This window comes from Microvirga aerophila (assembly GCF_003332305.1).
In the GTDB taxonomy this organism is placed as follows: domain Bacteria; phylum Pseudomonadota; class Alphaproteobacteria; order Rhizobiales; family Beijerinckiaceae; genus Microvirga; species Microvirga aerophila.
Map to the genome: position 1 here is coordinate 70,731 of NZ_QOIO01000009.1, position 22,887 is coordinate 93,617.

At 64.0% G+C, this 22,887-nt stretch carries 23 protein-coding genes; 11 read left to right on the forward strand and 12 right to left on the reverse strand.

What is annotated here, in order from left to right; genetic code table 11:
- Window positions 1-20: 20 nt before the first annotated feature.
- Window positions 21-962, reverse strand: a complete 942-nt coding sequence (locus DRB19_RS06805; RefSeq protein WP_114185282.1) for a glycine--tRNA ligase subunit alpha — start codon at window positions 960-962, stop codon at window positions 21-23.
- Window positions 963-1,088: 126 nt separating this feature from the next.
- Complete coding sequence (locus DRB19_RS06810; protein WP_114185283.1) at window positions 1,089-1,970, reverse strand: S49 family peptidase; 882 nt, start codon at window positions 1,968-1,970, stop codon at window positions 1,089-1,091.
- A gap of 161 nt (window positions 1,971-2,131) precedes the next feature.
- On the opposite strand from DRB19_RS06810, the gene DRB19_RS06815 reads away from it, so the two are divergent.
- Window positions 2,132-2,476 (forward strand): hypothetical protein, encoded by a 345-nt coding sequence (locus DRB19_RS06815; protein WP_114185284.1) that lies wholly within the window; start codon window positions 2,132-2,134, stop codon window positions 2,474-2,476.
- A 65-nt stretch (window positions 2,477-2,541) separates the two neighbouring features.
- On the opposite strand, the gene DRB19_RS06820 is transcribed toward DRB19_RS06815, so the two are convergent.
- Both DRB19_RS06820 and DRB19_RS06825 read right to left on the reverse strand, forming a co-directional pair.
- The gene (locus DRB19_RS06820) at window positions 2,542-3,282 is read right to left on the reverse strand and encodes a tRNA1(Val) (adenine(37)-N6)-methyltransferase (protein ID WP_114185285.1); all 741 of its coding nucleotides are present in this window, start codon (window positions 3,280-3,282) and stop codon (window positions 2,542-2,544) included.
- Entirely contained in the window at window positions 3,275-3,499 is a 225-nt protein-coding gene (locus DRB19_RS06825) for a putative signal transducing protein (RefSeq protein WP_114185355.1), read from the reverse strand. Before DRB19_RS06825 ends, DRB19_RS06820 begins: the two co-directional genes overlap by 8 nt.
- A 114-nt stretch (window positions 3,500-3,613) precedes the next feature.
- On the opposite strand from DRB19_RS06825, the gene DRB19_RS06830 reads away from it, so the two are divergent.
- Complete coding sequence (locus DRB19_RS06830; RefSeq protein WP_114185286.1) at window positions 3,614-4,633, forward strand: polyprenyl synthetase family protein; 1,020 nt, start codon at window positions 3,614-3,616, stop codon at window positions 4,631-4,633.
- 16 nt (window positions 4,634-4,649) lie between these two features.
- Here the strand turns inward: DRB19_RS06830 and DRB19_RS06835 are convergent, their stop codons facing one another.
- From DRB19_RS06835 to DRB19_RS06855, 4 genes are all read right to left on the reverse strand, one after another.
- Window positions 4,650-6,602: a glycoside hydrolase family 113 gene (locus DRB19_RS06835; protein WP_114185287.1), complete on the reverse strand. Its 1,953-nt coding sequence runs from the start codon at window positions 6,600-6,602 to the stop codon at window positions 4,650-4,652.
- A 196-nt stretch (window positions 6,603-6,798) separates the two neighbouring features.
- Window positions 6,799-7,668, reverse strand: coding sequence for a 4-(cytidine 5'-diphospho)-2-C-methyl-D-erythritol kinase (locus tag DRB19_RS06840; protein WP_114185288.1), 870 nt, complete (start codon window positions 7,666-7,668; stop codon window positions 6,799-6,801).
- A gap of 162 nt (window positions 7,669-7,830) precedes the next feature.
- On the reverse strand, window positions 7,831-9,558 hold the full coding sequence (locus tag DRB19_RS06850; protein ID WP_114185356.1) for a tetratricopeptide repeat protein: 1,728 nt from the start codon (window positions 9,556-9,558) through the stop codon (window positions 7,831-7,833).
- Window positions 9,559-9,837: 279 nt separating this feature from the next.
- Complete coding sequence (locus tag DRB19_RS06855) at window positions 9,838-11,502, reverse strand: electron transfer flavoprotein-ubiquinone oxidoreductase (RefSeq protein WP_114185357.1); 1,665 nt, start codon at window positions 11,500-11,502, stop codon at window positions 9,838-9,840.
- A gap of 190 nt (window positions 11,503-11,692) precedes the next feature.
- Between DRB19_RS06855 and DRB19_RS06860 the strand changes: the two genes are divergently transcribed.
- Window positions 11,693-12,514: a uracil-DNA glycosylase gene (locus tag DRB19_RS06860; RefSeq protein WP_114185290.1), complete on the forward strand. Its 822-nt coding sequence runs from the start codon at window positions 11,693-11,695 to the stop codon at window positions 12,512-12,514.
- An 81-nt stretch (window positions 12,515-12,595) separates the two neighbouring features.
- Window positions 12,596-13,462, forward strand: a complete 867-nt coding sequence (ypfJ, locus tag DRB19_RS06865; RefSeq protein WP_114185291.1) for a KPN_02809 family neutral zinc metallopeptidase — start codon at window positions 12,596-12,598, stop codon at window positions 13,460-13,462.
- A gap of 10 nt (window positions 13,463-13,472) precedes the next feature.
- Here ypfJ and DRB19_RS06870 read toward each other — a convergent pair whose 3' ends face one another.
- Window positions 13,473-13,841 (reverse strand): hypothetical protein, encoded by a 369-nt coding sequence (locus DRB19_RS06870; RefSeq protein ID WP_147021685.1) that lies wholly within the window; start codon window positions 13,839-13,841, stop codon window positions 13,473-13,475.
- Window positions 13,842-13,915: 74 nt separating this feature from the next.
- On the opposite strand from DRB19_RS06870, the gene moaB reads away from it, so the two are divergent.
- The gene (gene moaB / locus DRB19_RS06875) at window positions 13,916-14,482 is read left to right on the forward strand and encodes a molybdenum cofactor biosynthesis protein B (RefSeq protein ID WP_114185293.1); all 567 of its coding nucleotides are present in this window, start codon (window positions 13,916-13,918) and stop codon (window positions 14,480-14,482) included.
- Window positions 14,483-14,491: 9 nt separating this feature from the next.
- On the opposite strand, the gene DRB19_RS06880 is transcribed toward moaB, so the two are convergent.
- Both DRB19_RS06880 and DRB19_RS06885 read right to left on the reverse strand, forming a co-directional pair.
- Window positions 14,492-15,253 carry a hypothetical protein gene (locus tag DRB19_RS06880; RefSeq protein WP_114185294.1) on the reverse strand — a complete coding sequence of 254 codons (762 nt, stop codon included), beginning with the start codon at window positions 15,251-15,253 and terminating at the stop codon, window positions 14,492-14,494.
- Between the two features lie 9 nt (window positions 15,254-15,262).
- Window positions 15,263-15,766 carry a hypothetical protein gene (locus DRB19_RS06885; protein WP_114185295.1) on the reverse strand — a complete coding sequence of 168 codons (504 nt, stop codon included), beginning with the start codon at window positions 15,764-15,766 and terminating at the stop codon, window positions 15,263-15,265.
- 231 nt (window positions 15,767-15,997) lie between these two features.
- Here DRB19_RS06885 and DRB19_RS06890 point away from each other — a divergent pair, with 231 nt between their 5' ends.
- From DRB19_RS06890 to DRB19_RS06905, 4 genes are all read left to right on the forward strand, one after another.
- The gene (locus DRB19_RS06890; protein WP_245439310.1) at window positions 15,998-17,083 is read left to right on the forward strand and encodes a PA0069 family radical SAM protein; all 1,086 of its coding nucleotides are present in this window, start codon (window positions 15,998-16,000) and stop codon (window positions 17,081-17,083) included.
- Between the two features lie 129 nt (window positions 17,084-17,212).
- Window positions 17,213-17,854 carry a ribonuclease HII gene (locus tag DRB19_RS06895; RefSeq protein ID WP_114185297.1) on the forward strand — a complete coding sequence of 214 codons (642 nt, stop codon included), beginning with the start codon at window positions 17,213-17,215 and terminating at the stop codon, window positions 17,852-17,854.
- A 159-nt stretch (window positions 17,855-18,013) separates the two neighbouring features.
- Entirely contained in the window at window positions 18,014-19,204 is a 1,191-nt protein-coding gene (locus tag DRB19_RS06900; RefSeq protein ID WP_114185298.1) for a site-specific DNA-methyltransferase, read from the forward strand.
- Between the two features lie 375 nt (window positions 19,205-19,579).
- Window positions 19,580-20,476: a LysR family transcriptional regulator gene (locus DRB19_RS06905; RefSeq protein WP_114185299.1), complete on the forward strand. Its 897-nt coding sequence runs from the start codon at window positions 19,580-19,582 to the stop codon at window positions 20,474-20,476.
- 7 nt (window positions 20,477-20,483) lie between these two features.
- Here DRB19_RS06905 and mutY read toward each other — a convergent pair whose 3' ends face one another.
- Window positions 20,484-21,590 carry an A/G-specific adenine glycosylase gene (mutY, locus tag DRB19_RS06910; RefSeq protein WP_114185358.1) on the reverse strand — a complete coding sequence of 369 codons (1,107 nt, stop codon included), beginning with the start codon at window positions 21,588-21,590 and terminating at the stop codon, window positions 20,484-20,486.
- Window positions 21,591-21,647: 57 nt separating this feature from the next.
- On the opposite strand from mutY, the gene DRB19_RS06915 reads away from it, so the two are divergent.
- Together DRB19_RS06915 and DRB19_RS06920 are read left to right on the forward strand one after the other, a co-directional pair.
- The gene (locus tag DRB19_RS06915) at window positions 21,648-22,151 is read left to right on the forward strand and encodes a DUF721 domain-containing protein (RefSeq protein WP_114185300.1); all 504 of its coding nucleotides are present in this window, start codon (window positions 21,648-21,650) and stop codon (window positions 22,149-22,151) included.
- Between the two features lie 73 nt (window positions 22,152-22,224).
- A complete protein-coding gene (locus tag DRB19_RS06920) occupies window positions 22,225-22,863 on the forward strand; it encodes a DsbA family protein (protein ID WP_114185301.1) in 639 nt (212 codons plus the stop codon).
- The last annotated feature ends 24 nt before the right edge of the window (window positions 22,864-22,887 follow it).

Sequence of the window (22,887 nt, forward strand, 5' to 3'; positions counted from 1 at the left end):
GAGGATTCAGGGACGTCGGCTTAGACAGCCACGCTCCCGCCCTCGGTCTTAAGCCACGCGGCGCCGCAGGCCTTGGCCAGTTCGCGCACGCGCAGGATGTAGCTCTGGCGCTCGGTGACGGAGATCACGCCGCGAGCGTCGAGCAGGTTGAACACATGGCTCGCCTTGATGGCCTGGTCGTATGCGGGCAGCGCCATGAGGTGGCGGCTGTCGTTGGAGTCTGGCTTAGGCTCGCCCTCGGCCAGATATTTGCGGCAAGCGGCCTCCGCGTCGCGGAAATGGCGAAACAGCATCTCGGTGTCGGCGTATTCGAAGTTGTGCCGGGAATATTCCTGCTCGGCCTGCTGGAACACCTGCCCGTAGGTAACCTTCTGGTCCCCTTCGAGTCCATTGAAGTTGAGATCGAAGATCGAGTCCACGCCCTGGAGGTACATGGCCAGACGCTCGAGCCCGTAGGTCAGCTCACCGGCGACAGGCGAGCATTCCACGCCCGCAACCTGCTGGAAGTAGGTGAACTGCGAGACCTCCATGCCGTCGCACCAGCACTCCCAGCCGAGACCCCAGGCGCCCAGCGTTGGGCTCTCCCAATCGTCCTCGACGAAGCGGATGTCGTGGACGGCGGTGTCGATGCCGATGGCTTCCAGGGACTTCACATAGAGTTCCTGAAGGTTCGGCGGGTTCGGCTTCAGGATCACCTGGAACTGGTAGTAGTGCTGGAGCCGGTTCGGGTTCTCGCCGTAGCGGCCGTCCTTGGGGCGGCGGGAAGGCTGCACGTAGGCCGCGCGCCAGGGCTTGGGGCCCAGCGCCCGCATGGTGGTCGCCGGGTGGAAGGTACCCGCGCCCATTTCCATGTCATAGGGCTGTAGGATCACGCAGCCCTGCTCGGCCCAATAGCGCTGCAGCGTCAGGATCAGCCCTTGGAAGGAGCGCGCGGGATTCATATGCGCGGGTTCGCTCGTCATATCGGCGTCCGATGGTTGAAGATTTCAGCCGAACCCTTGGGAGTTGGGGCGGCGCAAGTCAAGCGGAGGGAATATCTCTTGTCATTCCGGGGCCGCGCAGCGGAGCTCTGAATGACAATGCAGCGCCTACAGCCCCAGCCGTGACCAGGAAGCGCGTTCCTCCAGCGCTCCAAGCATTTCGGCGGGATCCAGCACGCTGCTGGGAACCGGGGAGCGGCGACCGAGAAGGCGACCCAGGAGCGGCGGGCGGGCCGGCTCGATTATGCGCAGTTGCACCTTCTCGCCGAAGCGGGCGCGCATGATTGTCCGGATGTCGCCCAAGCCATCGATCAATCCAAGGGCCTTGGCCTCCTGGCCAACCCAGAACGCGCCGGTGAAGAGATCGCCGTTGGCCTGGTCGAGCTTTTCGCCGCGACGGGACTTCACGAGGCTGACGAAAACGTCATGAATGTTGCGCTGGAGGCTTTTCAGGCGCTCCACATCTTCGGGCTTCTCCGGCTGAAACGGATCGAGCATCGCCTTGTTGGTGCCTGCCGTATAGACCCGCCGCTCGATGCCGAACCGCTCGATGAGGCGATCGAAGCCGAAACTTGCCGACACCACCCCGATGGAGCCCACGATGGAGGCCGGATCGGCGAAGATCTCGTCGGCCGCGCAGGCGATCATGTAGCCGCCGGAGGCCGCCGCATCCTCCACGAAGGCGAGGACCGGCAGGTTCTTCTCCTCGGCCAACGCGCGGATGCGCCGGAACATGAGATGGGACTGGGCCGCCGAACCGCCCGGGGAATTGATGACGAGGGCCACGGCCTTTGCGCCCTGCACCGAAAACGCCCGTTCCAGCACGGCGGCCATGTTGGACATGGCCAAGCCTGAGCGCAGGGGCATGACGGCCCCGATGGGGCCCGAGAAACGCACGACGGGAACGACCGGATGCTGAGCCCTAAACCGTTTGGGCAGGAGGAATAGCAGGCGCTCCGGGAGCAGTTTGGAAAGGGACGTATTGGACATGGGCTACATGTAGGGCGCGCGGCGCAGCTTCCCAAGATGAACAGACTTTTAGGGAACTGGTCGGTTGTCGTTCAGTTAAGCCGTCCTAAACTTTCATCCTGGATAACGGCCCTGTCGATACTCTGTTGCAGGCCGGTACAAGGCCCAGAGTTGAGGAGACAATGAAGATGCGTAAACTGATGTTCGGCCTTTTCGGATTTCTTGCGCTCGGGTTCGGCGCCTTGAGTGCGGCACCGGCCGAAGCCCAGCCCTATTATGGGCGCGGCGGCTACGGCTACTACGGGGGCGGCGCTCCGGTCGTCACGGTGCAGTACGGGCCTCGTCGTGACTGGCGGCGCGATGGCGAGTGGCGGCGTGACCGTGGGTATCGTCCGTACCGCGGCTATCGTCCCTACCCCCGCTATGGCTTCGCGCCCGCTTATGTGGCGCCGCGCTGCTTCGTGCGTCCCCGGACCGTCTGGAACGGCTACCGCTGGGTCCGGCGTCCAGTGCGGATTTGCCGCTAAGAACGCGGATCTGCCGCTAACACCCTATCGAAGCTTTGGATGCGGGCGCCTTCGGGCGCCCGCTTTCATGTGAGAACCGCTTCTCCCCTGTGCAGGGCCTCGGCCTCCGGCGTGAACCGTCCATCGGGGCCGTTCAGGATGACCGGCGGGAGAATACGCAAAGGGGCGCGGCTCCCCTTCCGTGCCGACAACAGGAACCGGATCGCGGGCTGATCCGCCGCCGGATGGACGATCCGGAGCTGGATGTCTCCCATGCCACTTCCGAGAATATTCAGGCATTCGGCGAGGCGGTCCGCCCGATGGATAAGGACCAGCCAGCCCTTGGGCCTGAGCAGACCCTTACAGGCGCGAAGCCAGCCCTCCAGCCCGCCGGACGGGAGGGCATGAGCAGCCGCCCGTCTCGAGTCAGGCGAGATCCGCGCCTGGCCCTCTTCCAGGAAAGGAGGGTTGGTCAGAACCACGTCGGCGCTTTCAGGGCTGAGCCCGGCGGCAAGCCGCGAGCCCTTGTCCAGAATATCGGCCGCCAGGACCTGCGCGTCGACCCGGTTTTCGTTGCAGTTGGCGCGGCAAAGCTCGGCCAGCTCCGGGTCTCGCTCCACGAAGATGAGCCTAGCGTCCGGCACCCGGGTCGCGGCCATCAGGCCGACGGCCCCGGTTGCGGCTCCCACGTCGATCACCACGTCGCCGGGCCGCACGGGCGCGGCAGCGGCCAACAGCACGGCGTCCGTCCCAGACCGATGGCCCTTGGCCGGCTGGGTCAGGTGGACCCGTCCGCCCAGAAGCCTGTCGTCCGTGGTGTCAAACATGCCGCAGCTCGGCTTCGAGCCCGGCCTCCCCGATGAGGCGGCGGGCTTGGGCCGCATGATCCTCCGGGACGAGGATGCGGCGAGGGAACGCGCCGATCATGCCCTCGAGGGCGCTGATATGCATATCCGCCACAAAGACCGGGATATTGGCGTTTTCCAATAAGGACTGTAGGAAGCCGATCAGAACGAGATCGTTGGTGCGGACGATTTCGACCATCGGCGCTGGTTCCTCCCCCTGCGGCAGGCGTTTGCATTGCAGCATGAAAAGTGCCATGCCACGGTGGCTTCATATTCCTACCGGCCGTGCCGGCCGGCAACCCGGGTTTGAGACGTGGGCGTCGTCGTTCCGTTCGAAGACAAGCATCCTGACAAGCATGCGAGCATCAAGAGGCTCGTCTCCCTTGTGGCCTCGGATATGGAACGGGTCAATGCGATGATCCTGTCCCGCACGGGGTCGGAGGTCACCATGATCCCGGAGGTGGCGAACCACCTCATCTCGTCGGGCGGCAAGCGCCTGCGGCCCATGCTGACGCTCGCGACCGCAGGCCTGTCGGGTTACGAGGGCGACGGGCACGTCAAACTCGCGGCGAGCGTCGAGTTCATGCACACGGCCACCCTCCTCCACGACGACGTGGTGGACGAGAGCGACATGCGCCGGGGCAAGATCGCCGCCCGCATCAAATGGGGCAACGAGGCGAGCGTGCTGGTCGGCGACTTCCTGCTCGGCCAAGCCTTCCGCATGATGGTCGAAGTAGGGTCGCTGCGCGCCCTCGATATCCTGTCGGCGGCCGCGACCGTGATCGCCGAGGGTGAGGTCATGCAGCTCGCCGCCGCAAAGAATACCGAGACTACTGAGGACGAGTACCTGGCGGTCATTCGCGGCAAGACCGCGGAGCTCTTCGCCGCCGCCTGCGAGGTGGGTCCGGTCATCGCCAATCGTCCCAAGGCCGAGCAGGCTGCCTGCCGCTCCTATGGGATGAATCTCGGCATCGCGTTCCAGCTCGTGGACGACGCTCTCGATTACGGCGGCAAGGCCGCGACGCTGGGCAAGAACGTAGGCGACGATTTCCGCGAGGGAAAGATCACCCTGCCGGTGGTCCTCTCGTTCCGTCGCGGGACGGACGAGGAGCGGGCCTTCTGGAAGCGCGTCCTCGAACAGGGCGACATCACGGACGCCGATCTCGAGCAGGCCATCGCCATCATGCGCCGGCACCGGGCGCTCGAGGACACAGTCGAGCGGGCGCGCCACTACGGCGCCATGGCCCGGGATGCCCTCGCGCTGTTCCCGAAAAGCCCGATGAAGCAGGCCCTCCTCGACGCGGTCGATTTCTGCATCGCCCGCGCCTATTGAGAGCCTGCGTCTTTCGTCAGACGATGAAGAAGTCGTCTTGGGTGAGCTTGAGGTTCTTCGTCAGCTTAGCGATCTCGACGGCTTTTCCTGCGCCCGAGCCGTCGGCATCGTAGGACAGCACGCCGGTCTTCTTGTTGTAGACCAGGTAGTCGTTCTTATCGGCTGCTTTCGTGCCCACCTTGAAGAACGCCTTCTTGAGCTTGGTCGGAGCCGCCTCCGTGCCCTTGCCGAGCTTCTTGAACACGCTGTCCGACAGCCAGATCGTGTCATCGGCCACCGAGTAGTCGGTGATGGTGTCGCGGTTGGTTTTGCTGTTCGCCTTGGTGTCGAACACGAAGATGTCCTGACCCGCATTGCCGGTGAGTACGTCCTTGCCGCCCTTGCCGTAGAGCCGGTCGTTGCCTGCGCCGCCGACCAGTGCGTTGGCCTTGCTGGTGCCGATCAGAACCTGATCCTGAGATCCGGTGCCGGTGCCTGGGTTAGGGACCGGAGTACTTGGGTTGCTTGGGGGAGTTGGAGTGCTTGGGGTGCTTGGGGTACCAGGATCGCTTGGCGTCCCTGGATCACTCGGAGGCGGTACGGTCATGTCCGAGAACTGGAACGCTTCGACCCCTGAGACCGTATCGCGCCCATCGCCGTCGGTCCGATTGTCCTCAACCGTGAACGAGCCGTCTTGTTTCTTGGTGATGGTATAGTCCGCACGCCTGCCGCTGAAGACGGCCTTGTCCTGATCGCCCGCTCCGCCATCAAGAGCGTCGTTGCCAAACCCGCCGGTTAAGACATCGTTGTCCGCGCCGCCGTTGATCTGGTCATGTCCGTTGCCGCCCCAGAGACGATCATTGTGATAACCGGCGTCGATTTTGTTGACGGCCGCCGTGCCGTTCCAGACAAGGCCCGCGGTGTGGGTCGGGGTCGAATAATGCTCGGTGATCGCCTGGTTGGCGGGCTTGTGCTGCGTGGTGTAGTCCGCCCACGACACGCCTCGTTCTTCCATCGGGTTCGCGAAGGAGTAATAGCTCCACATGAAGGAGCCCGCGAGCCATTGCCCGCCATAGTTCTCCATCACCTTGAACAAGGCGGTGTAGCAATCCACCTGTTCCTGGAAATCGACTGCGCCGTCGCCGCCGAAAAGTCCTGGGTCTTTGTTCGCGCCATCCTTGCTGCGATAGCCGACCTCGGTGAAGATCACCTGCTTGCCGTATTGCTCGGAAAGCGCCTTGTAGTAATCGACGACGGATTTGCCCCCGTGCAGAGTATCGCGAATCCACGGGTTGAAATGCGGCTTGACCCACGCGTCTACGATCTGATCGACAGTCGGATTATCGATTGTCGAGGATGGGATATAAGCATCGACCCCGATGTAATCGACCTTGTCCCAGAAAGCGACTTTCGTCGTTTCCTCGTACGTGGCCGCATAGGTGATCTTGCCTGAATAAACGGCGCGCACGGCATCGATAATCTCGGCCCATTTCTGGGTATAGGTCTTGCCGTCGCTGCAGACCTTGGTCGGGTCCGTCATGCTCACCATCTCGGTGCCGACGCAAAGCATCGCCGCGCCTGCCTCCTGCCCGGCCTTAGCGTATTCGACCATCATGGCCTTGTAGCTGTCGAACCAAGCCTTGGGATCGGTGGGTTCAATCTGGGCGCGCCAGACGCGGTTCTCCGTTTCCACATGGGGCTTGAGTACGACATTGAGCCCGCGCGCCTTGGCCTCAAGGATGGATTGCTTGACCTGCTGGAAGGTGTCGCTCTCGTTGTCCCAGGGATTGTTCGGATCGCCGAGCCTCAAGTGCACCGAGCTGCTGAATTTATTCTCTTGGAAGAAGTTAGGTACGATCGTCACGGTGCTGGCGCCGGTTGCCACGATCTGGTCCATGGCCGCGAGACCGGTTTGGGCGAGGATTTGTCCGCCGTAGTAGGACGGTTGGGTGAGGCCTTCCCATTCGAAGATCTGACCGGGAATATTCATGCATTAAGCCCCTTATTCTTCATGGCTGATCGGCTCGTTCAAAGCGCTAAGCCTACTTTGTTAAATATTTTATAACATTGCTTCTCCGGTCCGTCGTTAGACCAGATGGCCTAGGCGTCCTCATGACGCAGCGGCAGGAATGGTGTCCCAAGGGGAGAAGCCTTGAACGCGCCTGAGAGTGCTTTGTGGCCGGTGACTATCGAAGGCTCGTGGCCTTCACCCACCAGTCGGGCCTGTCGCGCCTGATCCGCTTCGCCGCCTCGGCGGCAGTCCGGCAATCGTCATAGAGGCCGAACACGGTCGCGCCCGATCCGGACATGCGTGCGAGGCGGCATTGCGCCGTGCCTGACACCAATTCCAGCGCCTCTGCGATCAGCGGCTGAAGCCTTGTGGCTGGCAGTTCCAGGTCGTTGCGTGCGTCCTTGAGCAGGCTGATGGTCGAACGGGACTCTGCCTCCAAGTCCGGATGTGCTGCCCCGGAAAAAGACTCGCCCGCCCGCAATCCCAGCGCCTTGAAGACTGCCGGGGTCTCGACGGGAACCCGGGGATTGACCAGTACCGCGAAGAGTTGCGGCAGGCGGAGCGCAGGCCCCAGAACCTCGCCGGCCCCGCGCATCATTCGGGCGCGCGGCTCCAGGCAGACTGGCACATCGGCGCCCGTCAGGCGCGCAGCTTCCCGAACCGCCGGATGGGACAGGGCTAGACCATTCAGGCGCGCAAGGAGCCGTAGGGCCGCGGCGGCATCGGACGAGCCGCCGCCGATGCCGGCAGCGACCGGCAGACGCTTGGTCAGGTGAAAGACGCCCACGCGCAGGCCGTCGACACGTTCGCCGAGGAGCCGCGCGGCTTTCAGAACGAGGTTGTCCGCATCGTTCCCCGCGAGAGAAGCCGTCGGACCGCTCACCTCAAGGGCAAGCGCCGGACCCGGTTCGAGCCGGATGTTGTCACCCGTGCGGGCAAACGCTACGAGACTTTCCAGATCATGATAGCCATCCGCCCGCCGCCCCACCACGTGGAGCGTCAGGTTGATCTTGGCAGGCGCGCGGGTGGCAAGCGGCAGAGACATGGGACACCCATGCCTCAGAGCGGGACAGTTGGGAAGATGGCGCGAACCATCGGGTAGTCCTCGTCATGGCCGGGCTGGTGCCGGCCATCCACGTCTTCGAATGTCGGAGCGAACAAGGCGTGGATCCCCGGGACAAGCCCGGGGATGACGGCGGAGGGTCGACTAACCGCCGCTCTGCTTTGGCGCCTCGATGGCCGGCGGAGGAGTGGTTTCGGCGGCCGGGGTCGCCTCGTCCATGCCGTTGTCGATCTTCTTGAGGATCTTGATCAGGTCCTCGTGCTCAGGATTCGAATCCTTCGCGTGCGTCCACTGGAACTTGGCCTCGATTTTGCGGCCGACCTTCCAATAGGCGTCGCCTAGATGATCGTTGATCACAGGGTCGCCAGCCTTGAGCTCGACGGCTTTTTCCAGCTCGCGAACCGCGTCGTCGTAGCGGCCCATGCGGTAATAGGCCCAGCCTAGGGAGTCGATGATCATGCCGTCGCGGGGCGCAAGCTCCACCGCGCGGGTGAGCATCTTGAAGGCCTCGTCGATATTCATGTTCTGGTCGACCCAGGAATAAGCGAGGTAGTTCAGGACCTGAGCTTTGCCGGCCGGTAAAGTGTCGGGAACGAGCTCCATGGCCTTCTTCAAATCAGCCTCGCCCTTGTCCCACTGTTTCGAACGCTCGTAGGAGGTTCCACGGTAGAAATAGAGGATCCAGTGGCCGCGATCGGGCGTCCCGATCAGCTGGATGGCCTTGCTGTAGGTCTCGGCGGCCTCCGCGAACTGCTTGCGGGAGCGCTGCACGTTGCCCAGCGCCATCACGACCTCCACGTCGTCCGGACGCTCCTTCATGAGGTTCTGGAGATGGGCGATCGCCTGGTCGCCTTGGCCGAGAAGCTCGTAGTTCTGCCCGATTGCGATGTCGGCGCTCGCCCGCACGGGCGCATCCTTCGGCACGCGGGCGAAGACCTCGTTTGCCCGGTCATATTGCTTGAGACGCTCGTAAACATCGCCCAGCGTGACAAGGGCGAGCGGATGATCGGGCTTGAGATCCAGGCCGAGACGCAGATAGATGATCGCCGTCAGCTCGTCGCCCTGGCTGTTGCCTACGACGCCCAAGCCGTAGAGCAGCTCGGCCGCCCCGTCCTGAGCATTCTGGACCGTGGGCAGGAGAGGCTTGTTGTTGTTGATCGCATCCATGGCGGCGCGCACGACCGGATGGCGCGGCACCACCTCGTCGAAGCCCTTGTAGAGCGCCAGCGCCTCCTCCTTGCGCCCGCGCTTGGTCAGGAAGCGGCCATAGGCGTCGACCACCTGAAGGGTGTTGCGCTCGCCCTCGTAGGCCGCCTTGAAGCGCTTGTCGGCCTCGGCCGCATTGCCGGTCACGTCGGCGATCAGGGCTGCGTGATACTCGCGAAACTGATTGAAGGCGCGCTCGTTCTTGAGCCGGTCCACGGTGGCCAGGGCCCGCTTGCCGTCCTTGGAGCCGGCATAGGCCCAGGCGGTGAGCAATGTCCCGGTCAGGTCCGCCTGCCGGTTGCTGGTGGCCTTGGCCAGGCGATCCCGCACGTCGCCGTAGCGCTGCGCCTTGAGGGCGCGGACGCTCAGGGCGAACTGAGCCAGGTTGTTGCTGGCGTCGCGGGCCGACAGGCGCTCCGCCGCCCGAAACGCCTCCGGCATGGATCCGTTGGCCAGGAAGGCCACGAAGGCCCGCTCCAGGAGCTCCTGGTTGCGCGGATCGATCTGGATCGCTTCGCGGAAGAAGGTGGTGGCTGCGGCGGTGTCGCGGGCTGAGCCGGCCACATAGGCCGCGAGGTAGTTGCCCTCGAGGCTCATGGCGGGCCTCAGGGTCTCGTTCGGATCCGTGTTGACCGCCAAGGCGGGCGCGGCCAGGAGTCCGGCCATCGAAAACACAAGCGCAGGCAGACCCTTACGGACCAAAGGCAATCTGAATGTCGGCACGAAGTGCGGCTCCAATCATCGCAACATCTCTCGTCAAGGGAGATGGGCGTCAAATCAGGCCGGAGAATGGCGTTTCCCTCTCGCGGCGGCAAGGGGAACATTGCCGCTGGTCGAGGTCTCGTGAAGAAAAGACGATCAGGCCAAGAAGCGGATCGCCCGAGCGACCTGGATAGCGGAAGGCGGCGGTCGGCGCGACCCATCCGCCCCAGGCTTCGGTTTGTCTCACATGTTGACGTAGTTGGGTCCGCCTGGACCCTCGGGGGTGACCCAGGTGATGTTCTGGTTGGGATCCTTGATGTCGCACGTCTTGCAGTGCACGCAGTTCTGCGCGTTGATCTGGTAGCGCACGCCCCCCTCGCCCTCCACCCACTCGTATACCCCGGCCGGGCAGTAGCGCTGCGACGGCCCGCCATAGACGTCGTGCTCAGACGCCTTCTGCAGCCCCATGTCCCGCACCTGCAGGTGCGGCGGCTGGTCCTCCTCATGGTTGGTGTTCGACAGGAACACCGAGGAGAGCTTGTCGAAGGTCAGGATTCCATCCGGGCGGTCGTACTTGATCGGCTTCACCTTCTCCAGCGGCAGCAGGCACTCATGGTCCGGCTTCCCGTGGCTCATCGTGCCAAACGGCGACCAGCCGAAGATCTCTGTCAGCCACATGTCGAGCCCGCCCAGCGCCACCCCGGCGGTGGTGCCGTAGCGCGACCACAGCGGCTTGACGTTGCGCACCCGTTTGAGGTCGTACCCGATGGGCGAGGAGCGCCACGCTTCCTCGTAGGATGCGATCTCGTCATGGGAGCGCCCCGCCTGCAGGGCCGGAAACAGGTGGTCTGCGCACAGCATCCCGGACAGGATTGCGTTGTGACTGCCCTTGATGCGCGGCACGTTCACGAAGCCGGCCGAGTCGCCCACTAGGCAGCCGCCCGGGAAGCTCAAGCGCGGCACCGACTGCCAGCCGCCCTCCATGATGGCCCGCGCCCCGTAGCCGATGCGCTTGGCGCCCTCGAACACGTCGCGCACCATGGGATGGGTCTTGAAGCGCTGGAACTCGTCGAAGGGCGATAGCGTCGGGTTCTTGTAGTTGAGGTGCACCACGAAGCCGACCGACACCAGGTGGTCGTCGAAATGGTACAGCCACGAGCCACCGCCGGCGTTGTTGGGCAACGGCCAACCCATGGAATGGCGCACGAGCCCTGGGCGGAAGTGCTCCGGCTTGACCTGCCAGAGTTCCTTGATGCCGATGCCGTATTTCTGATGATCGCGCCCGGCATTGAGCCCGAAGCGCTCGACCATCTGCTTGGTCAGCGAACCGCGCGCGCCCTCGGCGAAAATCGTGTAGCGGGCGCGAAGCTCCATGCCGCGGGTGAAGTTGGCGTTGGGCTCGCCGTTGCGGCCGATGCCCATGTCGCCGGTGGCCACGCCCACCACCTTGCCGTCCTCGACCAGCACCTCCGACGCCGGAAAGCCCGGATAGATCTCGACCCCGAGTTCCTCCGCCTTGCGGCCGAGATAGCGGGCGACGTTGCCGAGCGAGCCGACGAAGTTGCCGTGGTTGCTCATGAGCTTGGGCATAAAGACGTTGGGCAGGCGGATGCCGCCCGCGTGGCCGAGATACATGAACTCGTCGGCGGTCACCTCGGTCTTGAGCGGCCGGTCCGAGTCGGAGCGCCATTCGGGCAGGAGGCTGTCGAGGCCGAGCGGATCAATCACCGCGCCGGACAGGATATGGGCGCCGATCTCGGAGCCTTTTTCCACCACCACGACGGAGAGGTCCTGGCCGGCCTGGGCCGCCTGCTGCCGGAGGCGGATGGCCGTGGCCAGTCCGGCCGGACCGCCGCCCACGATCACCACGTCAAACTCCATCGCCTCCCGCGCACCCAGGTCCGACATCTCATACTCCATGTGTGTCCAACGCGAACGCCTTGCAGGGCAGATAGTTCACATATGAACAACTGCCAGTGCGTCCACAAGCTTCCTAGTGAATGGCGAGACGATATCCAATCGGGAAAAGCCGCCGAGGGCAATGAGATACCTGCGTTATCGAGTTGTCCACGCCTCTTGGGATGCTTACATACGATCCATGCAGGATTTCCCCTCCGATCGCGATGCTCTTCAGGCTCTCCTCGACTTTCACGTCGAGGCGGGGGTTGATCTTGCGCTGGACGAGACCCCGCACAACCGTTTTGCTGAGCCGAAGGCCACGTCCCCCGCCCGAGCTTCAGAGCCCAAGCCTGAGCCACCCCGCGCGCCCGCTCCGACGCGCACTCTTCCCAAGATGGCTGCTGCGTCTCCTGAGGACGTGGCCACCATGGCCCGGGAACTGGCGCGGGACGCCCAATCCCTTGAGGAACTTGAGGCGATCCTGGCCGGATTCGACGGTTGCGCCCTCAAGTTCAGTGCCAAGAACCTGGCTTTTGCGGACGGCAATCCGCAGGGCCGAGTGATGCTCGTGGGCGAGGCCCCGGGCGCGGACGAGGACCGGATCGGCAAGCCCTTCATGGGACGCTCGGGCCAGCTCCTCGACCGGATGCTGTCTGCCGTCGGGCTCGACCGCAGCCAGGTTTATGTTGCCAACATCGTCCCCTGGCGGCCGCCGGGGAATCGCACCCCCACCCCGCAGGAAATCGCGATCTGCAAGCCGTTCATCGCCCGGCAGATCGAGCTTGCGGGACCGGAATTCCTGCTCTGCCTCGGCGGCCCCGCTGCCCAGAACCTGCTCAGCATCAAGGACGGGATCCTGCGCACTCGCGGGCGCTGGTTCACCTACAAGACCGAGGATGAGCGGGAGATTCGCGCCCTGCCGACGCTGCACCCGGCCTATCTGCTGCGCCAGCCGCTGCAGAAGCGTCTCGGATGGCGGGATTTCACAGCTCTTCGCCGGGCTCTCGACGGAAAAGAATAGACCTCGCTTCCGACGGGCGGCGGAACCCGCCTATAAGGTTCAGCTTTAAGTCCGTGCAGACTTTTTCGATGAGGGTGGATCATGCGCTGGGAAGATTTTCGAAGCTCGTCGAACGTCGAAGACCGGCGCGGCATGGGAATGGGCGGCGCAGGCGGCCTGGGCATCGGCACCATGGTGATCCTCGGCCTGGTCGGCTGGGCCCTCGGGATTGATCCGCGCATCCTGATCGGCGGAGCCGAGATGATGACGGGCGGCGGCTCCGGCTATCAGCAGCAACAGCAGGGTCGGCAAGGCGCGCCGCAGGACGAGATGGGTCGCTTCGCGTCCGCCATTCTCGGCAACACCGAGGATGTGTGGAAGACCGTTCTTCCCCAGCAGGCCAACCGTCAATATCAGCCGCCCAAGCTGGTGCTCTTCTCGGGCGCGACGCGTTCGGGCTGCGGCGCCGCGCAATCGGCCATGGGGCCGTTCTACTGCCCGCTCGACCAGACGGTTTATATCGATCTCTCGTTCTTCGAGGAGATGCAGCGCCGCTTCCGGGCCGGTGGCGATTTTGCCTATGCTTACGTGCTTGCACATGAGGTCGGCCACCATGTGGAGAACCAGCTCGGCATCCTGCCCCGCGTGCAGGAGCGCCAGCAGCAGGTCGGCGGAGCCGAGAGGAACCAGCTTTCCGTGCGCGTCGAGCTGATGGCCGACTGCCTTGCGGGGGTGTGGGCCCATCATTCCCAACAGCGCTGGCAATCGCTCGAGCAGGGCGACATCGAGGAGGCCATCGGGGCCGCCGAGGCCATCGGCGACGACCGCCTGCAACGCAAGTCGCAGGGAACCGTGGTGCCGGATTCCTTCACCCACGGCTCCTCGGAGCAGCGGGCGCGCTGGCTGACCACAGGACTGAAGAGCGGACAGATCCAGGCCTGCGATACGTTCAGAGCGGCAAGGCTGTAAGGCCCCATCCTTACGGACCTATCAGCCCGTACCTTCCGCGTATCTCAATCAGCCGTCCTTCGTTGTTTGCTCGCCATGCAATGGTTGCTTTCGCCTTGATGATAAGCGAGGCGTAGCTCATCAGGCTCACATAGTGCGTATCCTGAAGGGTTCTTTGTTCACCCCATCCTTCCTGCTTAAGCACGGTCTTTAGTATTGCTTCGCTGGAGTTTGCGGGAAATCGCTCGTTGAGCCGGCGATTGAACTCACGCTCCGCCTCATCGGCCCTATGTGGCAACCCGGACGCAAGAGGTGGAAAAGGACTGTGGAATCGGAAAAACAGATCAATCCCTGCTCCACACGCAATGACAACGCCGGTGAGTACGGCCACGATCTTCAAGAACCGCATGATCTGGCTACATATCGAAACGACAAGAGTTGCAACTCTGTCTCAAAGGCATATCGAAGTTCCCCATGCCCGGCATCGACCAGACCCTTTCGTTCGTCCCGCTCACTATCGCGGTCCTGACCGTCTCCGACACGCGCTCGCTGGACGAGGACAAGTCGGGAAGCACTCTTGCCGATCGCTTGACCAAGGCAGGCCATAGGCTCGGCGACCGGGCCATCGTGCCCGACGACGTGGAGGCCATTCGCCACAAAGTGCAGGGTTGGATCGCGGATCCGGCCATTGACGTGATCATCACCACGGGCGGCACCGGTTTCACGGGACGCGACGTGACGCCGGAGGCGATCGAGCCCCTGTTCGAGAAGCGCATGGACGGCTTCTCGGCCATCTTCCACCGGATCTCGTTCGAGAAGATCGGCACGTCCACGATCCAGTCGCGGGCGACCGCAGGCGTTGCGGGCGCCACCTTCATCTTCGTGCTGCCGGGCTCGCCTGGCGCCTGCAAGGATGCGTGGGACGGGATTCTGGAGGCGCAGCTCGACTACCGGCACCAACCTTGCAACTTCGTCGAGATCATGCCGCGCCTCGACGAGCACCTGAAACGGGGCAAGCTGCAGGATGGTAAGCCCGCCTGAGCGGCGCCTTCAAACCAGCGGCACCGCCTCAGAGACAGCCGAGTCGAGAACAAGATCGTCGGTTGCCCGAAGCAGCCAGAGGTGGTCGGCCTCGAACCGCAGGATGGGCCTGCTCCACCATCGCTCGATCAAATCACCCAGAGCCGTGGCTTCGGCCGCATCGAGATCGTCGGTCAGGTTGTAGATTCCCACCACGTAGAGGTCGGTCTCCCGCCTTCCCATGATGCGCTGGATCTGCCGGAAGATGTTTTGTCCGTCCCGGCTCTCAGGGTAAGCCCGCAGGTAAAGACGTCCCACATTGACGTTGCCGGAAAACAGCCCTCGCAGCTCGATCGAGATTGGCCCCAAGGCTGCGAGTTCACGGCGTTGACTCTCGTCCAACACGGGCGGCTCTCCTGTGGAGAGTGAGCCGCAGATCGTGGCGTGCACCTTTTCCCGTCGCCGGTCGAGGAGGTCCCAGGCGATCTTGCGGCCGAAGGGGGTGGATCTCAGCTCCGCATTCAACTCCTGGTAAGCTTCCGACCCGATGAGAGCCGTCCCCGGCACCGGCAGCACTAGCGAGAACACGGGGGGACGCCGGCCCACGGCATAGGGCGCGCCCTCCCGCGCCTTGATCACCTTCGGATGATGAGGGGCGACGAGCGGCAGGTGCGCAAGCCGGTAGGCCTCGTCGAACGCGAGGCCATCGCCAGGCGTGAAGCGGGTTCGGCTGCGCTCATAGCCAAGCTCGGAATCCGGGCAGAACACAGCTGTCGAAGGAAAATCCGCCATGGAGATGTCTCAGCGAAAGACCGGGTCGCGTTCGATGGTGGCCGCGAGGCGCACCGGGGCGCGGGCCTTCACGCCCTCCATGAGGTATCTGCGGTGGACAAGGTCTCCGGCGCGGACCGAAGCGATCCCGAGGCGGCCGAGCAGGGCGTCGATCCCGGTGCGCAGGAAGCCCGCCGGCCGACGCCGCAGGCGGGCCATGCCCTTCTCGGGCTTTCCAAGGCTGACGAACCGGTCGAGCACCCGGATCCAACCCTCCTGGGGAATGTCGCCATCGTCTAGGCACAGGAGCCAGTCGCGGCGGGCTGCCTGCGCGCCTCGCTTCCAGGAGCCGTCCGAGGTCACGATGAGGGTCGCGCCTGCCGCATCGGCAACCTTGCCAATCGTCTCATCCGGTTTACCCGTCAGAATTACGGCATCTCCTATGAGCCCAGCGGCCACCGCCGGTACGAGGGCGCTCAAGGTAACGGCTAGGGCTTCAGGCCCATGTTTTACGCGAATGAGAACGGTGATCATCCGGGCAGCATAGCGCCTTCCAGAAGCGGCGTCGCCTTCAAGCTGTTCCGCAAGACTCGATTTCGTTCCATTTCTGTTCTATGTTCACTATCCGTTCTTAGCAAAATTGATAAATAGCTCCCGTTCGAGGCTCAAATGACCGTTCGCGCCAAGGATACGGCCCGCGATCCCGCCCGCTCCCGGCCCGTGAACCGCAACCCTGCCGAGGCGGCCGAGGCTGCGCGGCGGCGGATGGACGACCCGGCCTATCGGGTCGAGACCGACCGCCGCCGGGGCCGCGGGGCAGTGTCCAATCCCACGGGCCGCTACGAGGCCGCGCAGCGCGAGGGTTTTGATGACGGCTGGAACTTGGAGGAAGAGCTGCCAGCGCTTCCGACCGAGGTGATCATCGAGAAGCCCCGCACGATCATCACCAAGAACGATTCGCCGGATATCGGCTACGACCGGTCGATCAACCCCTATCGGGGCTGCGAGCACGGCTGCTCCTATTGCTTCGCCCGCCCGACCCATGCCTATCAGGGCCTGTCGTCCGGTCTCGATTTCGAGACCAAGATCTTCGCCAAGCCCAGCGCGCCGGACCTCCTGGAGAAGGAGCTGCGCAACCCGAACTACCAGCCTGCGACCATCGCCATCGGGTCCAACACGGATCCGTACCAGCCGGTGGAGCGGCGCTTTCGCATCATGCGCAGCATCCTGGAGGTGCTGAACCGGGCGAATCATCCGGTGGGAATCGTGACGAAGTCGGCGCTCGTCACCCGCGACATCGACATCCTGAGCCAGATGGCCGACCGGCAGCTCGCCAAGGTGGCGATCTCGATCACCACCCTCGACCCAAAGCTCGCCCGACGCATGGAGCCTCGGGCCGCCTCCCCGGCCAAGCGCCTGAAGACCGTGCGCAAGCTCACCGAAGCCGGCATCCCGGTCTGCGTGCTCGTGGCTCCGGTCATTCCGGCCATCAATGACCATGAGATCGAGGCGATCCTCAAAGCTGCGTCCGCCGCGGGCGCGACCGAGGCCGGCTACGTGCTGCTTCGGCTGCCGCACGATCTCAAGGAGCTGATGCGGGACTGGCTGACGGAGCATTACCCGGACAAGCTCAACCACGTGTTCTCGCTTCTCCAGGAAGCGCGCGGCGGCAAGGATTACGATGCCGAGTGGGGCGTGCGGCAGACCGGAGTCGGCCCCTATGCGTGGATGATCGGCCGCCGGTTCGAGACGGCGGCCGAAAGACTTGGCATGAACAAGCGCTCCCTGAAGCTGCGCACGGACCTCTTCAGGCCACCCGTGAAGGAAACTGGGCAGCTCTCGCTGTTTTGAGGAATAGCGACGTGTCGTCGTTCCGGGTCGAGCGAAGCGAGAGCCCGGAACGACCGCAGGGGCATCTGCGTCACTGACGTATCCCTTGAGGGGTGGAAATCAGACCACATCCCCGCTTTCATCCCATCCATGACGGCACCGATTCGTACACCGAAGAATCCACGCCTCGGCCTCGAGCGGGAACGCGCCGCGCGGGCGGCCGGCTACCAATGCATCGCAGGCCTCGACGAGGTCGGACGCGGGCCGCTTGCCGGTCCGGTGGTGTCGGCGGCCGTGGTGCTCGACCTCGATGCCGTGCCGCAGGGCCTGGCTGATTCGAAGGCGCTCACGGCCCAGAAGCGCGAGGCTTTGTTCGCCGAAATCCTGGCGACCTCGCAGGTGGGAATCGCCTCGATCTCGCATACGGAAATCGACAGCATCAATATCCGCCAAGCCTCTCTGCTTGCCATGTGCCGGGCGCTCACCGCCCTGCCGTGCAAACCCGACATGGCGCTGGTGGACGGCAACGATCCGCCCGCCCTGCCCTGCTCTGTGGAGGCGATCGTGAAGGGTGATTCGAGCATCGCGTCGATCGCTGCGGCGTCCATCGTGGCCAAAGTGGTGCGAGACCGCCTGATGGCGCGACTTGGAAACGCTTACCCCGCCTATGGATTCGCCACCAACGCGGGCTACAGCACGAAGGTTCACCTGTCCGTGCTGGCCAGCGATGGCCCCTGCCCATTCCATCGCTTAAGTTTTGCGCCCCTAAAGCAAGGGTTACTGGACCTGTAACCTAGCTTAACGCTCGTTAACTGGAAAATGTAAACGATATCAACGGGTAGGCAACATTTGCCGATCCAAAATAACACGTATTTTTTCTGGCTTGGAAACCTGATCTTTACCCTAACGGACGATGATCCTGAGTGTCAGTTGCGTAACCGGTGATCACCCATGGGTACCTTGCGTACCGGGGCCGCCGGCGCCGCCTCCCGGATCAGTGTCTCGCGTACCGGGCGGTCTGCGTCGGCGCCTCGGACGGGGCTCAAAGCCCCCTCGTCCGTTCTGCCTTTTCTTCCTCTCAACGAGATCCTTCTCGGCGACTGCATCGCCAATCTCGAGAAGCTTCCCGCCGAGAGCGTGGACGTGGTCTTTGCGGATCCGCCCTACAATCTCCAGCTCGAACAGGCGCTCACGCGCCCGGATCACAGCCTCGTCGACGCCGTCGACGACGACTGGGACAAGTTTGCGAGCTTTTCCGATTACGACGCCTTTACCCGTGCGTGGCTTTCTGCCGTGCGCCGCGTGATGAAGAAGAACGCGACGCTCTGGGTCATCGGCTCCTACCACAACATCTTCCGCGTCGGCGCCGCCTTGCAGGACCTGGATTTCTGGGTTCTCAACGACATCGTCTGGCGCAAGGCCAACCCGATGCCGAATTTCCGGGGACGCCGCTTCACCAATGCGCACGAGACCATGATCTGGGCCTCGAAGAGCGCAGAGGCGAAGAACTACACCTTCCATTACGAAGCGCTCAAAGCCGCGAACGAAGACGTTCAGATGCGCTCGGACTGGTTCATCCCCATCTGCACCGGGGAAGAACGCCTGAAGGACGAGGCGGGACGCAAGGTCCATCCGACCCAGAAGCCCGAAGCCCTGCTGGCCCGCGTGCTGCTATCGTCGTCCAATCCGGGCGACGTGGTGCTCGATCCCTTCTTCGGTTCCGGCACGACGGGCGCGGTCGCCAAGAAGCTCGGTCGCAACTTCATCGGGCTCGAGCGCGATCCTGTCTACGCCAAGGCTGCACGGGCTCGCATCGATGCGGCGGAGCCCCTGTCGGACGTGTCCATCGCGGCTCCGCCGGAAAAGCGCGCCGAGGCGCGGGTGCCGTTCCTGTCCCTGGTCGAAGGCGGCCACGTGGCGGCGGGCGAAACCCTCGTCGACGAGCGCCGCCGCTTCAAGGCGACGGTGCGAGCCGACGGAACCCTTGCCCTGGGCGCCATCATCGGGTCGATCCACAAGATCGGCGCACTCACGCAGGGCCTGCCTGCCTGCAACGGCTGGACCTTCTGGCACGTGGAGCGGCAAGGAAAGCTCGTCTGCATCGACGAATTCCGAGCGAAGGTGCGGGCGCTGAGCGCGTAGCAGCAGACTTCGGACGTTCTCTACCTTGTCATGGCCGGGCTTGTCCCGGCCATTTCGCGTCAAAGGGTCCGACCCTCGTCATTCCGGGACCGCGCAAGCGGAACCCAGAACCCATAAACGCGAACATCCCAGAAGCAGGCGGCACGCCTCTCACATCATTTCCGATCCGTCAGCGGCTATGGGTTTCGGGCTCGTCACTGTGTGCCGCCCCGGAATGACGGAGCGGCAAGTTGCAACGCTCCCTCAAAAACGAAGCCACCCCCATAAGCCTGTCGGGCTGCAGGCAAGCACAATCTGGGGAATGGTGCCGCTCGTCCGATCTCTTCCCGCGAGCGCCCCTATGCCGAGCCGTCCGAATGGTTTTAGCATCGTCTCATGGCTACTTCTTCTCTCGACCCCTCCTGGCCCGCCGTCACTGAGCCGTCCTGGGACGATCTCAAGATCTTCCTGGCTGTGGTGGCTCACGGATCGATGAACGGCGCCGGTCGCGCGCTCGGGCAAAGCCAGCCCACCGTCGCGCGGCGGATCAGGGCTCTGGAGGAGGCGCTCGGCGTCGATCTGTTCGAGCGCGGCCCCAATAATCTCGAACTGACGGAGGCCGGCCGAGCGGTGCTCGAGACGGCGTCGCCCATGGCAGAGGCTGCCGACGCTGTTCCCCGGATCGCCGCGGCCTACAGGCCCGACCCGTCGGCCCCCGTTCGCGTCACGGCGACGTCATCGGTGACGATGTTCCTGTCTCTCCATGCAGCGCATCTGCACCAGGCCGCGCAGCCGGTGGAGATCGCCTACATGCCGACGCGGCGGAAACTCGATCTCGCCGCCGGAGAGGCCGATATCGCGCTGCGCATGCGCAAGCTGCCGGACGAGGGCGAGGATCTGGTCGTCCGCAAGATCGGCCAGATTGCCTTTGCCATGTATGACCGAAGCCCCGATCCCACCGCCGTCATTGCGCCGCCGGAGGACCCCACCTTGTCACGCCAGGCTGCCTACGTTGCGGAATTCGCCAAGGGCCGCACCGTTTCGGCCAGGATCGGCGACACGCCGATACGCTACCAGGCGGCCCGATCCGGCCTTGGAGCGGCTTTCCTTCCATGCTGGCTCGGCGATTCGGACCCGGACCTGATCCAGATCACCAAATCCCAGGGCGATTTGATCGAAGACGTCTTCCTCGTCATGCACCGCCGCAGCCGCGAACGCCCCCATGTGGTGCGAGTGGCGAACGCCGTGGCGGATCTCTTCAAGCGTCATCAGAACGCGCTGGTGGGTCTCTAACAGGCCTTCAAGGCTCCGAGGCCGACTTGTCGGTTTTCGGCACTGGTATCTCCCCGAGGGCATGAACCAGCACCTTCTTCATGGCTCCCGGCAACGCCTCCTCGTGCAGCTGCATTCTGGGCGTCCAGCGCATGTCGTCCGGGGCAGGCGTACCTTTCGGCACCTTGGCGAACAGGACCGTCAGTTCCAGGGGAAAGTGCGTGAACACGTGACGGACGACGCCGGGCAGGCGCTGCCAGCGGGCGTCGATGGGGGCATCGAGCACGGCCTGTGAGGGCTGGTAGTCTGGCTCCCAGGCGCTCGTCGGCGGTTCAGCCATGCCGCCGAGAAGTCCCTTCGGCGGCCGGGTTCTCAGGAGGATGCTGTCGTCGGCGCGAAGCACCACGAAGGCCGCGCCCTTGCGAAGCTGACCCGTCTCCTTCTTGAGCTTTTTCGGAAATGCCTCCTGGAGTCCCGTTGCCCGCGCCTGGCAGGGGATCATCCAGGGGCAGAGCGCGCAGGCCGGGCGCTTCGGGGTGCAGATGGTCGCGCCGAGATCCATGACCGCCTGCGCGAAGTCCCCCGGTCTGTCGGCCGGGACGATGTCTTCGGTCAGGCTCCGGATGAGAGGCTTGGCCTTGGGCAGCGGATCCTCGATCATGAACACCCGAGACATCACCCGCTCGACGTTGCCGTCGACCGCAGCCGCCTTCTCGTTGAACGCGATGGCCGCGACCGCCGCCGCCGTATAGGCGCCGATGCCGGGAAGCTTCAGGAGCTCAGCTTCGGTTGGGGGGAAATGCCCGCCATGGCGGTCCACCACCGCCTTGGCGCAGGCATGGAGGTTGCGGGCGCGCGAGTAGTAGCCGAGCCCGGCCCAAGCCTGCATGACCGAATCCTCCTGCGCCTGCGCCAGGGCTTCGACGGTGGGGAAACGATCCAGAAAGCGGAGGTAGAAAGGCTTGACCGCCGTCACCGTCGTCTGCTGGAGCATAATCTCCGAAATCCAGACGCGGTAAGGGTTTGCCGTTTCACCGGGCTTCGCGCGCCACGGCAGATCGCGCCGGTGACGGTCGTACCAGATGAGCAGGTCTTCTGCGGTGGGCTTGGTGACCGGCAAGGCGGGCGTTAACATATGACGTGGAATAACGATCCACATCGAATATTCCAACGTGGCTTTTGGACCTTCAACATGCGACAGCCGAGGCCTCGGCCCCGACCCCTTGCGGACTTTCTCGACATCTGCCTGAGCCCAAGCCTGGCGGCGCAAGGCTTTGCCACGTCCGACATCATCGTGGCGTGGCCTGATATCGTCGGCGAGCGTCTGGCGGCTTTCACCCAACCGCTCAAGATCGAGTGGAAGCGGAAAGGTCCCCATGCGGACCCGGACGCGCGGCCGGAGCCTGCCACCCTGGTGATCCGCGTTGAAGGCGCTTTCGCCCTTGAGATGCAGCACCTCGCGCCGATCGTGATCGAGCGGGTGAACGTGTATTACGGCTGGCGCTGCATCGGAAAGCTGCTTCTCAAGCAGGGCTCGGTGCGCCGGCCGGAGAAGAAACGCCCCGCCCCGCGGGTGCTGGGCGACGCCGACCGTCGCAGGGTCGATGCCGCACTGGCGCCCATCGAGGAGGAGCCCCTCAAGGCCGCCCTCGACCGGCTGGGGCAGGCCGTGGTCGGCTCACGCACGAAAGCGTGACAAGTGCGGCGCTTGCCACATAACTCGTCTCATTCTACCGCAGAACGATATTTCCCCAGGGAGCACCTTTGAGATGATCACCCGCCGTCAAACGCTTCAGCTTCTCGGCACCGCCGCCGCCACAGCCTTGATCATGACAAGCTTTCCGGCCCTTGCCCAGAACGTCGCGCCTCAGGACCTCGCGGTTCCCGGCCCGCTCGGAGACGTGGCCCTCGGGCCTGCCGACGCCAAGGTGACGATCATCGAGTATGCCTCGCTGACCTGCTCCCACTGCGCGGCTTTCCACAAGGAAAGCTGGCCCGAGCTTAAGAAGCGCTACGTCGACACCGGCAAGGTGCGCTTCATCCTGCGCGAATTCCCGCTTGATCCCTTGGCCACGGCCGGTTTCATGCTGGCGCGCTGCGACGGCGAGGGCAAATACTATCCCATCACCGACCTGCTGTTCGACCAGCAGCGGAACTGGGCCTTCACCGAGAAGCCCCTCGACGCTCTTCGGTCGATGATGCGGCAAGCGGGTTTTTCACAAGAGAAATTTGATGCTTGCTTGAAGGATCAGAAACTTTATGACGCGGTGAACGCGGTGAAGAACCGGGGTATGGACCAGTTCAAGGTCGACTCGACCCCGACCTTCTTCATCAATGGTCAGCGCCACCCTGGAAACCTGTCGATCGATGAGCTTGAAAAGATCATCAAGCCTTTGCTGGGTGAGTAATCCCCTTCATCCCGCCCCCACCGG

Coding starts and splice junctions, on each gene's coding strand:
- DRB19_RS06805 (WP_114185282.1), bottom strand. CDS start 962: ATGACGAGCGAACCCGCGCATATGAATCCCGCGCGCTCCTTCCAAGGG.
- DRB19_RS06810 (WP_114185283.1), bottom strand. CDS start 1,970: ATGTCCAATACGTCCCTTTCCAAACTGCTCCCGGAGCGCCTGCTATTC.
- DRB19_RS06815 (WP_114185284.1), top strand. CDS start 2,132: ATGAAGATGCGTAAACTGATGTTCGGCCTTTTCGGATTTCTTGCGCTC.
- DRB19_RS06820 (WP_114185285.1), bottom strand. CDS start 3,282: ATGTTTGACACCACGGACGACAGGCTTCTGGGCGGACGGGTCCACCTG.
- DRB19_RS06825 (WP_114185355.1), bottom strand. CDS start 3,499: ATGGTCGAAATCGTCCGCACCAACGATCTCGTTCTGATCGGCTTCCTA.
- DRB19_RS06835 (WP_114185287.1), bottom strand. CDS start 6,602: ATGAATATTCCCGGTCAGATCTTCGAATGGGAAGGCCTCACCCAACCG.
- DRB19_RS06840 (WP_114185288.1), bottom strand. CDS start 7,668: ATGTCTCTGCCGCTTGCCACCCGCGCGCCTGCCAAGATCAACCTGACG.
- DRB19_RS06850 (WP_114185356.1), bottom strand. CDS start 9,558: ATGGCCGGACTCCTGGCCGCGCCCGCCTTGGCGGTCAACACGGATCCG.
- DRB19_RS06855 (WP_114185357.1), bottom strand. CDS start 11,502: ATGTCGGACCTGGGTGCGCGGGAGGCGATGGAGTTTGACGTGGTGATC.
- DRB19_RS06860 (WP_114185290.1), top strand. CDS start 11,693: ATGCAGGATTTCCCCTCCGATCGCGATGCTCTTCAGGCTCTCCTCGAC.
- ypfJ (WP_114185291.1), top strand. CDS start 12,596: ATGCGCTGGGAAGATTTTCGAAGCTCGTCGAACGTCGAAGACCGGCGC.
- moaB (WP_114185293.1), top strand. CDS start 13,916: ATGCCCGGCATCGACCAGACCCTTTCGTTCGTCCCGCTCACTATCGCG.
- DRB19_RS06880 (WP_114185294.1), bottom strand. CDS start 15,253: ATGGCGGATTTTCCTTCGACAGCTGTGTTCTGCCCGGATTCCGAGCTT.
- DRB19_RS06885 (WP_114185295.1), bottom strand. CDS start 15,766: ATGATCACCGTTCTCATTCGCGTAAAACATGGGCCTGAAGCCCTAGCC.
- DRB19_RS06890 (WP_245439310.1), top strand. CDS start 15,998: ATGGACGACCCGGCCTATCGGGTCGAGACCGACCGCCGCCGGGGCCGC.
- DRB19_RS06895 (WP_114185297.1), top strand. CDS start 17,213: ATGACGGCACCGATTCGTACACCGAAGAATCCACGCCTCGGCCTCGAG.
- DRB19_RS06900 (WP_114185298.1), top strand. CDS start 18,014: ATGGGTACCTTGCGTACCGGGGCCGCCGGCGCCGCCTCCCGGATCAGT.
- DRB19_RS06905 (WP_114185299.1), top strand. CDS start 19,580: ATGGCTACTTCTTCTCTCGACCCCTCCTGGCCCGCCGTCACTGAGCCG.
- mutY (WP_114185358.1), bottom strand. CDS start 21,590: ATGTTAACGCCCGCCTTGCCGGTCACCAAGCCCACCGCAGAAGACCTG.
- DRB19_RS06915 (WP_114185300.1), top strand. CDS start 21,648: ATGCGACAGCCGAGGCCTCGGCCCCGACCCCTTGCGGACTTTCTCGAC.
- DRB19_RS06920 (WP_114185301.1), top strand. CDS start 22,225: ATGATCACCCGCCGTCAAACGCTTCAGCTTCTCGGCACCGCCGCCGCC.